The 6,605-nt window shown below is 61.3% G+C and carries 9 protein-coding genes, 1 pseudogene and 1 riboswitch; of the genes and pseudogenes, 2 read left to right on the forward strand and 8 right to left on the reverse strand.

The window, feature by feature from the left end; all coding sequences use genetic code 11:
- Positions 1 to 167: 167 nt before the first annotated feature.
- Positions 168 to 254: riboswitch (glycine riboswitch) on the reverse strand.
- Positions 255 to 491: 237 nt separating this feature from the next.
- A complete protein-coding gene (locus tag AC1DX0_RS28595; protein ID WP_477222374.1) occupies positions 492 to 1,493 on the forward strand; it encodes a hypothetical protein in 1,002 nt (333 codons plus the stop codon).
- 216 nt (positions 1,494 to 1,709) lie between these two features.
- The gene (locus tag AC1DX0_RS28600) at positions 1,710 to 2,138 is read left to right on the forward strand and encodes a hypothetical protein (RefSeq protein WP_477222375.1); all 429 of its coding nucleotides are present in this window, start codon (positions 1,710 to 1,712) and stop codon (positions 2,136 to 2,138) included.
- An 83-nt stretch (positions 2,139 to 2,221) separates the two neighbouring features.
- On the opposite strand, the gene AC1DX0_RS28605 is transcribed toward AC1DX0_RS28600, so the two are convergent.
- The 8 genes and pseudogenes from AC1DX0_RS28605 to AC1DX0_RS28640 form a co-directional block, all read right to left on the reverse strand.
- Positions 2,222 to 3,013, reverse strand: coding sequence for a molybdopterin-binding protein (locus AC1DX0_RS28605; protein ID WP_477357759.1), 792 nt, complete (start codon positions 3,011 to 3,013; stop codon positions 2,222 to 2,224).
- 1 nt (position 3,014) lies between these two features.
- Entirely contained in the window at positions 3,015 to 3,896 is an 882-nt protein-coding gene (locus AC1DX0_RS28610) for a cytochrome b/b6 domain-containing protein (RefSeq protein ID WP_477357762.1), read from the reverse strand.
- A 97-nt stretch (positions 3,897 to 3,993) separates the two neighbouring features.
- Positions 3,994 to 4,665, reverse strand: coding sequence for a DUF1345 domain-containing protein (locus AC1DX0_RS28615; protein ID WP_477222378.1), 672 nt, complete (start codon positions 4,663 to 4,665; stop codon positions 3,994 to 3,996).
- A 31-nt stretch (positions 4,666 to 4,696) separates the two neighbouring features.
- Positions 4,697 to 5,185, reverse strand: coding sequence for a YaiI/YqxD family protein (locus tag AC1DX0_RS28620; RefSeq protein ID WP_477357765.1), 489 nt, complete (start codon positions 5,183 to 5,185; stop codon positions 4,697 to 4,699).
- Positions 5,172 to 5,501, reverse strand: coding sequence for a hypothetical protein (locus AC1DX0_RS28625; protein ID WP_477222380.1), 330 nt, complete (start codon positions 5,499 to 5,501; stop codon positions 5,172 to 5,174). Before AC1DX0_RS28625 ends, AC1DX0_RS28620 begins: the two co-directional genes overlap by 14 nt.
- A gap of 67 nt (positions 5,502 to 5,568) precedes the next feature.
- A complete protein-coding gene (gfa, locus tag AC1DX0_RS28630) occupies positions 5,569 to 6,138 on the reverse strand; it encodes an S-(hydroxymethyl)glutathione synthase (protein ID WP_477222381.1) in 570 nt (189 codons plus the stop codon).
- 28 nt (positions 6,139 to 6,166) lie between these two features.
- Positions 6,167 to 6,418, reverse strand: a complete 252-nt coding sequence (locus AC1DX0_RS28635) for a hypothetical protein (protein WP_477222382.1) — start codon at positions 6,416 to 6,418, stop codon at positions 6,167 to 6,169.
- Positions 6,415 to 6,605: pseudogene (locus AC1DX0_RS28640) on the reverse strand (S-(hydroxymethyl)glutathione dehydrogenase); the annotation flags it as partial. The pseudogene AC1DX0_RS28640 and the gene AC1DX0_RS28635, both read right to left, overlap by 4 nt.

The following is a 6,605-nucleotide window of genomic DNA, read 5'->3' on the forward strand; positions in this document are numbered from 1 at the left end:
GCTGTCGTCGCCCGTCATGTCATCTCCAGAGTCGCACGCAATCGGCCGCTGATGGCGACCAGTCCGTGCCCCTCTGTCTGAAGCCTGAGAGACTCGCGCAACCGGAACTCTGTCAGCGGCGCTTACACCTTCGGCGCGGGGGCAAGCCCCGACTTTCCAGAGTGTCTTTCCCGTCTACGGTTCTTTTGCCTGAGAGATTTCGGGCGATTTCCCCTTCGGCGGCAGCTCTCGCTGCTCTCTCCCGCAAACAGGTAGGACTCAAAACCTCAAGTCCTCGACGCGCCATCCATAGCCCGTCGGCGACACCTTGTCACCTCCCTGCGACATCAAAGGTGCGTTGATATTCAGGTGATGCCGGCCTGACCTGAATCTCAGCACAGCTGAAGCGCGCCGTGCCGGCAAGTCTTCGCTAACCACGCCGTTTGCCGGTTTTTCAAGACACTCCTGATATAGGAGGTCGATGTAACGCTTTGGGGCGGACGGGGACGACAATGGGCGAATTGATCATGAGCGCGCCGGTGGCAGGGCTGACCTCGAAGAATCGCATTGCCCCGGAAGATGTGGTGATGCTGCGCCGCGACGTGTTCGCCGATGGCGTGGTGACCAGAGGCGAGGCCGAGGCTTTGTTCGCGCTCGACCAGACGGCCAAGGACAAATGCGCCGATTGGGCGCCGTTCTTCGTCGAGGCGGTGACCGACTACATCGTTCATCAGGAAAAACCGTCCAGCTACACCTCGCAGGACAATGCCGACTGGCTGGTCCGCACCATCTCGCGCGACGGCATGGTCGACAGCCGCACCGAACTCGAATTGCTGGTCCATGTGCTGGAAGAAGCAAGATCCTCGCCGAGCAAGCTTTGCGTCTATGCGCTGGAGCAGGTCGCCCATGCGGTCATCGACGGCAAGGGGCCGCTGATGCTGGGCGGCGCGCTGGTGCCCGGGCTGATCGCCAAAGCGGAGGTCGAACTGCTGCGCCGTATCCTCCACGCCCATGGCGGTGACGGCAACATCGCCATCACACGGGGCGAGGCCGAGGTGCTGTTCAGCATCAACGAACAGACCGCCCAGGCCAAGAACGATCCGTCCTGGAACGATCTGTTCGTCAARGCGATCGCCAATTTCGTCATGTGYTCGGCCGGCTAYGAAGCSCCGACSCGCGATGTCGCGCTGCGACAGGAAAGCTTCCTCGAACACGCCGATCCAGAAATCGGCAGCTTCTTCAGCCGCATGGTCTCCGGCGGCCTTGCCGGCATCATCGAGGCCTACCGGTCTCCGGATGACATCGAGGCCGAGTGGGAAGCCAAGAACAGGGCGGCAGAGGCCTTGGCCCGCCGCGCCGAAACGATCGATGCCGGTGAAGCCAAATGGCTGGTCGGACATATCGGCGTGGACAGGCCTCTCTATGAGAACGAACGTGCGCTGCTGACCCTCATCAAGCATGCCTCGCCGGAGATCCATCCGGCGCTGAAGCCGCTGCTCGACAAGGTCGCCTGAAAGAACCAGCGTCCGCCGCGTCGCTTTCTCCGTGACGTTGTTGTGTTGCCATACAAGGGGCGACCGCCTGTCAAACGAGTCGTGACCGCAGCGAGGTTCCGATCTTGTCGCGGGATTTGGCAGGCCGGAAAGCACCCTATCTGTTTCGATAGGGTTCGTCGGCCATGAAACTCCTCTAGTGTCGGGCGGGGACGTCCACTCAGGGGAGAACAACACATGACCATGCTACGTAAGATGCTTGCGCTTGCCTTTGCCGCGGGCCTCGGCTCGACAACGCTGGCGTTTGCCGGCGGGATGACGCCGCAACAACAGGCTGACGCGCGCACCAAGGTCGAAACAGCCGTGGCGCTGGCCAACATCGCCAAGGCCGACAAGGACGGCGAGGCGATGCTCGTCGCCGCCAGAATGCTGGCCGAGGCCGGACCGGTGGCCGAGCAAGGCGCCAAGATGAAGGACGGCAAGCCGACGCTGATGGACACCGGCAAGATGGCCAAAATGGCCAAGGAAATGGGCGCCGATGCCAAGAAGGCCGATGCGGTCGCCAGCATGGCGACGTCGAACGGCGAAACGGCGCGTAGCGACGGTTATTGGTACTACAGCTGCGATTCCTACAACAACTGCCAGTGGATCTACGCCGGCTATTGAGCGGGGCCGGGGGGCTCAATCAAAGCTAGGCGTTCGTGATCGGCCCGTGGCCTCCACGGGCCGATCATCATTTTGTGGCGAGGCTAGATGCCGCCATACCAGTCGTAGCCATTGTCTTCCCAATAGCCGCCGCGACCGCCGCCGACATCGGCGAAGCCGTCGACCAGTTCGATCTTGTAGAGATATTTCGGCATCTTGTAGCCGAGCTGGCGCTCGACGCGGACGCGCAGCGGTGCGCCGTTCTCGACCGGCAACGGCTTGCCGTTCAAGCCATAGGCCAGGATCGTCTGCGGGTGGCGGGCGTCGATCAGGTCGATCGTGCCGTAATATTTGATGTCGCCGGACAGGCTGCGGTCGATCGTGTCGAGGCAATGGAACATAACATAGCGCGCCTGCGGCTTGACCACCGCCTGGTCCAGGATCAGCGACAGCGGCGTGCCAGTCCATTTGGCGATGCAGCTCCAGCCTTCGACGCAGTCGTGACGTGTGATCTGCGTGCGGCTCGGCATGTTCTGAAGCTGCTCGCGGGTCAGCGACAGCGGCTTTTCGACCAGTCCAGAGACTTCCAGCCGCCAGTCGGCGAAATTGTTGGCGAGCAGGCCCTTGTAGGTGTCATCGTCGGGCGYGGTGACGCCATTCGGCCGCTGCGGCTGGCGGATGTCGGCCTCGGTAAATTCCGGCGCCAACGCGTCGCGTCCGGCCAGGAAGCGTTGCGCCCGGTATGTCAGCCCATTGGCGTTTTCGAGGAAACTGCGCAAGCCGCTGCCGATGCTCAGCTGGCTGTCGAAGGCGTCACAGCCCGACAGCATGATGCCGGAGGCGCCGAGGCTGGCCGCGGTCAGAAACTTGCGGCGGCTGATTTCGAATTTCGCCATGTCAGGCACTCCTCTCAGGCGTTTTGTCGTCATGCGTGGGAGGATCGGTGCGATACCAGCCGGTGATGATCGAGCGCARTTCGTTGATCGGSCCGGCGGCRAGKATCATCAGGATGTGGATGAYGAAGAAGCCGACCAGCAGCAGCATSACGGTGAAATGGATGGTGCGCGCYGTCTGCCKGCCGCCSAGCARWTCGTTGAGGAACGGCAGMACCGAATTCATACTGGGCGACATGGCAAGGCCGGTGATGATCATCAGCGGCAACAGCACGAACAGCACGCCGCCATAAGCCATCTTCTGCAGCGTGTTGTATTCGCGGGTGTGGTGGAATTTCAGCTTCGCGTGGTCGACGATGTCCCGCGGCAACCGCTTGAGATCGTCGAGGCGCGGCGCCAGATCGCGCCTGATATGGCCGTTGATCAGGCTGGCGACCAGCCAGACGAGCAAGGTCGTCGTCAGGATCCAGGCGAARAAGAAATGSAYGACGCGGGCGGTGCCGAGRTCATAGTAGGACGGGATKGTCGCCCAGGACGGRAAGCCGCGCGCYGTCTCSTKGCCMGCCGGACCTGACCAGCCAAGCACGCCTGTGGTGTCGAAGCGGTGCCCGAAGATTGCGGTGTAACCGCGCGGGCCGGCGTTGGTGTTTTCGGCGCCGATTTCGAAGATGGTGTTGTTGTAGCCGAAACCGGATTGCTTGCCGATGTAGAGCTGCGGCCGGGCATTGAAGATCTGCAGGCCGGACAGCAGCATGAAAAACAGCGAGATGGCCCAGAGCCAGTGGGTCAGCCGCGTCCAGCGCGACTGCCGGTAGATCAGCGTTTTGTCTTTCGAAGCGGGAACGCCCGGCTCAATTTCGGATTGGCTTCTGGCAACCGATTCCATCTTGTCTCGTCTCCCGGCCCCGCGACGTGGCCTGCGCGTTCATTGTCCTCCTGATACGTCGCGATCCAAACCGATGTTTCATCCGATCACGGATTTATTATGGACCGCCCAGGCTGACGGCGAGATTGACGGCGGCGGCGACGATGACCGTGTTGAAGAAGAACGACAGGATCGAATGGACAAGCACGACACAACGCATATGCGTCGTCGAGATGTTGGTGTCGGCGGTCTGCGCCGTCATGCCGATGACCGTCGAGAAGTAGAGGAAGTCCCAACCTTCAGGCCGCTTGTCGCCTGGGAACAGCAATCCGCCGACCGGGATTCTCGTCTTGGTCTTGGTGTCGACCTCGTCGCCGTCCATCCAGTAGACATGGGCATAGTGAAGTGCCGCCATGGCATGGATGGTGAACCAGCCGAGCGGGATCGACAGCAGCGCGAAGCCGAGCTCGATGGGATTGCCCCTGTCCTTCTGATTGATCAACAGGAACAGGGAGATAAGGGCAACACCGACGACAACAAGCGTCACCGCGAAGATGACCAGCACCGGCATGTCGGTGGCGCGCGCATTCTTGCTCAGATATTTGCCGGTGAAGGTCGGCATCTGGCTGACGACAAGAATGACGTAAGCGGCAAAAAATGCATTCGCGCCGATCGAATAGGCGAGCGGGGCGCGCAGCAGCAAAGCCACAACAAGCGCCACGGCGCCGAAGCAGGCCGACATTGCGAACAGCATGTGACGCTGCATGGGGTTCTTGATCGCGGCGGCCATGGCGGTCTCCACCCTGGGTGGCGCTCGGTTTCTAGCTGGGTGTGGCGGATTTCAGCGCCCGCCGCAAGATGCGGTCGAGTTCGCCGAGGAACCGCGAGCGGTCCTGCGGTGCGAAGCTGGCATTGTAGCCCTTGCTTTCGCCGGTTTCGCGCAAATGCTGCTTCAAGTCGCGCATCGCCACCGCCATGCCGATTGTCTCGGGCGTGAACGGCCGCCCGGTGGGCCCAAGCACATGCGCGCCGAGCGCCACCGYGCGGGCGGCRAGCGGAATGTCSGCGGTMAYCACGATATCGTTGGSKYKGGCGTTCTCGACGATCCAGTCGTCGGCGGCGTCAGCACCCTTGGAGACGACGACATTGCGGATCATCGGATCGCGCGATGGCCGCAAGCCGCCATTGGAGACGTAGGTGACGACGACGCCAAGGCGCTCGGCGACCTTTTCGACCTCGGCCTTGACCGGGCAGGCATCGGCATCGACATAAATTTGGGGTAGCGATGGATCGCCGCTAGTCGGGTTCATAACGGGTGAATTTCAAATCATAGCCGCGCGGCTTGGCGCCGGGCGGTTCTTCGGGCTCAGTGTCATAGACCAATACTTCCCTCGTACAGGCAAATCCGACCTGTTGGCCGATGGTGCGGATCATATCGATCGCTTGATCGGAGTTGTAAGCCCAGACCTTCATGCCAAAAAAGGCGGGTCCTGTGTCGGTGGTTCCGTAGCCCGCATTTGGAGACAGCACTTCTCCGTCGGCAAGCAGCGTGTAGTGATGAAAGTCGGTTGTCACCCGCCCGTAGCGGAGCTTCAACTTCCAGTTCTTGAGGCCCCTGAGATCCATCAATTACCCGGCGGCGATGCGCGGTAGAGAAGGGCTGGCGTCGCGAGCTAGCCCTTCTCGTTTTAATTCAGGCCGGCAAGGCGCCTGACTTCTTCGCCGTCCAAGTGGCGATGTAATCCATCAGGCCGGGGTTGAGGCAGTCATAGGGCTCCAGCCCGATCGACTTCAGTTGCGCCCGGATGCCGTCCATCCGCTTCGGATCGACGCCGGATTCAATGATCGACGAGACGAAGGCGGTGAAGCCCGGCGGCGACCAGCCATCCTCCTGGAAGCGCTCGGGGTGGATGAAGGACAAGCCCTTGAACGGATGGTCGCGTTCGACCGGGCCGTGCATGTGGACGCCACAGCCGGTGCAGGCATGGCGCTGGATCAGGGCTGAGGGATCGACCACCTTGAGCTTGTCGCCGTTCTCGGTGACGGTGACGTCGCCGGTGCCGGCAACGGCAACCACCGAAAACACCGCGCCGTCCGGCTTCCAGCATTTTGTGCAGCCGCAGGCGTGGTTGTGGGCGATCTGCCCCTTGACCTTCACCTTGACGGGCTTGCTGGTGCAGGCACAGACCAGCGTGCCGCCGGCAAAGCTTGCGCTTTCCTTGGGCAGGCCATTGTCGATTTTCGGATGCAGTTTTTCAGGCATTATCTTCCTCCCTGTTTTGTCATCTCGACTAGGTCTCGACGACCACCTCATTTTCCATGAAGTGCACCTTCAACAGGCGATGCACTTCGGTCAGACTCCTCCTTAGGAAGGCGCCATGCACGAGGTAAGCGATCTCACCTTGCGCACGATCGATCTCCTCCAGATTGATCGTGACGCGCTTTTCTTCGCGAAAGCTACGCCAAACATCCTCGCCGAAGTTCCGTATTCGATGGATCGTCGACTTCTCAGGGTCGACGAAACGAATTCGAACTTCCTTCAATAGACCACCACACTCCTGATCGACTTGCCCTCATGCATGAGGGCGAACCCCTTGTTGATGTCCTCGAGCTTCAGCGTGTGGGTGATCATCGGATCGATCTGGATCTTGCCGTCCATGTACCAGTCGACGATTTTCGGCACGTCGGTGCGGCCACGCGCGCCGCCGAAGGCGGTGCCCATCCAGGTGC

The organism is Mesorhizobium sp. P3_A9 (genome assembly GCF_056402975.1).